The 3,161-nt window shown below is 58.9% G+C and carries 3 protein-coding genes; all 3 read left to right on the top strand.

Features of this window, described 5'->3' with window-relative positions:
• The first annotated feature begins 1,024 nt into the window (after positions 1-1,024).
• Genes AC1DF4_RS19070 through AC1DF4_RS19060 form a run of 3 tightly spaced genes read left to right on the top strand, consistent with a single transcriptional unit; the run spans position 1,025 to position 2,193 of the window.
• On the top strand, positions 1,025-1,294 hold the full coding sequence (locus AC1DF4_RS19070) for a hypothetical protein (protein WP_476914343.1): 270 nt from the start codon (positions 1,025-1,027) through the stop codon (positions 1,292-1,294).
• Positions 1,295-1,306: 12 nt separating this feature from the next.
• Positions 1,307-1,906, top strand: a complete 600-nt coding sequence (locus AC1DF4_RS19065; protein ID WP_476914342.1) for a HAMP domain-containing protein — start codon at positions 1,307-1,309, stop codon at positions 1,904-1,906.
• A 2-nt stretch (positions 1,907-1,908) separates the two neighbouring features.
• On the top strand, positions 1,909-2,193 hold the full coding sequence (locus tag AC1DF4_RS19060) for a histidine kinase (RefSeq protein ID WP_476914341.1): 285 nt from the start codon (positions 1,909-1,911) through the stop codon (positions 2,191-2,193).
• Positions 2,194-3,161 lie beyond the last annotated feature (968 nt).

Below are 3,161 nucleotides of genomic sequence, written 5' to 3'. Positions count from 1 at the left end.
GCCGGTCAAAGGTAATTAGTTCAAACGGGTCGTGTTGAGGCGATAACTTCACGCCTGTCTCACCGCAGCCAGCAACGGGACACTGATTCGAAGTATTCATTTCCATAATTCCTCTCTCTTGCAGGTACTTCGTGAATTGTCAGCGATGGTCGAAAGTGAGCCATTTTGCGGGCTGAAAAGTGAGCACTTTAGCACTGGTTATTCTGCCGTAATTTCCAGTCTTTTCGAGGCCAGCGCCGTCATGTGTTTGGGGCGGTAGCTGGAGCCTTTGAGGGTGATGACGTTTGGCGTGGTGGACGATGCGGCGGTCGATCATCGCCGAGGCGACGGCACGATCACCAAAGACGTAGCCCCAGCGGGTGCCTGGCCGCATGGGGTCGTCACGTCTGGAGCGGGAGTTGGCCGCCGGGTCTCACGTGTGGGTTCCGCTGCCGCACCCGACCCTCTGACCGAAACCAGTCATGTGGCCAACCACCCGGCCAGATGCCAACAGCGTGTAGCCGCCACCTTGAAGAAGAAACGGCCAGGACTATGAAATCACCAGGATGTACACCACCGCGCAGCTCACTGTCATTACGCAAAACTAACCACGATCGCGGCAAAACCCCACTTTGCGCTCATGATTTCTCGCAATCCCACGAGGACCTACACGCCCTGGTTCGTTCTATTCGCAGTTAGATACGCAAAAGATGTGAATTCCAATGGAAACAACCCTGCATTCACCCAATTCGTCCGAAGCGCCCGGACGGAGAACAAGCGATCAGAAAAATAGTTGACGACAGAGGCGGGGGTAACCCGCCGTACACCACATTCATCAACATTCGGTCTGCCCAATTGCCTGAACATTTCATCGTCCGGCGCTCTCTCGTGTCGCATTTGGTCATTCCACATCCAGTTCCCTTCCATAATGCGGCCGGGCTCCTGAGAGGAACCTGAGACTCCTTGGACTATGGTTCAACCGAATCCGTCGCCCGCCGCTGCGCTTCCGGGGAGGGGACTGAAGCAACCACGGCGAAAGCGTGGCGTGCGGCGTGGACTCCGATGGCAGTCCACTGTCGCGGCCATGGCCGTCGTCGCCGTCGCCATGCTGACCGGAGGGTTGCTGCTGCTTCAGACACTGGAGTCGGCGCTCGTCTCCAGTACTGACAGCCTGCTACGGTCCAAGGTCCAGGACGTAGCGGTCCTGACTCAAAATGACCATGCCGAAGAGGCCAACCGGGCGGTCGCCGGCACCGTAACTAAAGTCCCCTTGGTGCAAATCCTCGATAGGAGGGGAACTGTTATCGCGGCGTAGGAGCCCAGGCTATTGGAGGCTCAGCTGAGTTCTCTCAGACCGGCTGCGGAGCAGATCGCGACCGAAAACGTATCGGCGCCAGGACTCCTAGGGGACGCCGACGAGCGCTACCTTGTGGTGTTGGGCGTCGAAGACGAAGGCAGCAAGTACTGGGTTCTGGCTGGCCGGACCATTCAGCCCCAATCAGACACGGTCCGGATTGTCACCGGATTCTTACTGATTGCCATGCCGATACTGCTGGCCGTGGTGGGCCTGTCCGTGCATTTCCTCGTCGGGCGTTCACTGCGCCAGGTGGACACGATCCGTACACAAGTCAGCCACATAGACGCTGGAAGGTTAAGCGAGCGGGTCGACGTCCCCCGGACGGGCGACGAGCTGCAGGCCTTGGCCGCTACAATGAACTCCATGCTGGACCGGATCGAAACAGCCGATCAAAGGCAACGCCAGTTCGTCTCCAATGCCAGCCACGAACTGCGGAGCCCGCTCACGACAATCCGCACAGGCTTGGACATCTCCATCGCTGACGCCTCCGGAAAGACATGGCGGGGCATGCAGCCCCGATCCTTGTCGAAGAGACGCAACGGTTGCAGGACCTCGTGGAAGACCTCCTAACCTTGTCCAAGGCCGACGACAAAGGACTGGCCGTCCGCCGTGAGGATGTTGACCTCGACGATGTTATGGCCAGTGAATTGCGCAGGGTGAACGCCACAAGCAAGCACCGCATCGTCGCTGACCTGGTTCCGGCCAGGATTACAGGAGATCCGGCCCGGCTGAGTCAGGCCTTTCGGAATGTGCTCGACAACGCCGACCGCCCTGCCGCAGGGACCATCGCCGTGAAGCTGTCGGTCATGGTTCAGACAGTGGTTGTGACCCGAGGGTGGGCGGTAAGGGTCCGCTGATCCCTTACCGCAGCCGCCCAAAGATATCGGAGGATGTCCTCGATTGTATGTCGGGTACTTAACCGTCCGAGGCACTGGAGTTGGCTGATTTCGGCGAGCTGTTCTACTCATTTGGACGAGTTCTGCTGTGGGCCGCCATCCTCGGCTTCGCCGATGTGCTGGGTCTCATGGTCGCTTCGGTTTAGCTAGGTCACCGGCGGCTGCAGCGCAAGAAACACCCTGGAACAACAACGACGGGACAACGAGGACTGGGCCAAGCGCCGTCAGGGCGGTGTGTCGCCAAATACGACAGCTTCCCGCTCCGTGCACACCCGGGGACCTCTAACCGTTCCGCACAGAAATTCCTCAGGCGATCCATACGGAGGACACAGTCGGCGAGCCCACCATTGTTCGAACCGGAGTAGCCGCGAACGCGACGGCGACCGCGACTTACCGGAGCGTCGGTGGCGAGCGGCGAGACCTTTAGCCGAAAGAGGACCGGCACTTATACCGACTAAAGATGTGAGGCTCAATGATCACTTTGCGCAAGCACCTACTCCCTCCAGTCCCCCAGACAGGCTGCTGTCGACGCAAGCCTGTACCTCTGAAACCGCGGCCTCCACGTCCGGCGGCGTGACCAGTAGATCCGCCGGGCAAGCCCCGAACAGTGAGGTGCCCCCGATGTCACCAAAACGCGAACCACGCTTCTGGAACCGTGAACACGCTCCCTTAATCATGCTCGGCGTCGGACTCGTCCTGGTGATGATCGCCGCCGGGATAGTCCAACTGGATGTGGAATGACCAAATGCGACACGAGAGAGCGCCGGACGATGAAATGTTCCATCGCTGACAATTCACGAAGTACCTGCAAGAGAGAGGAATTATGGAAATGAATACTTCGAATCAGTGTCCCGTTGCTGGCTGCGGTGAGACAGGCGTGAAGTTATCGCCTCAACACGACCCGTTTGAACTAATTACCTTTGACCGGC

The sequence above is a fragment of the Arthrobacter sp. 05N429 genome (assembly GCF_056397045.1).
The sequence above is the reverse complement of the archived record's forward strand: the minus strand, read 5'-3'. Positions and strand labels throughout refer to the sequence as shown.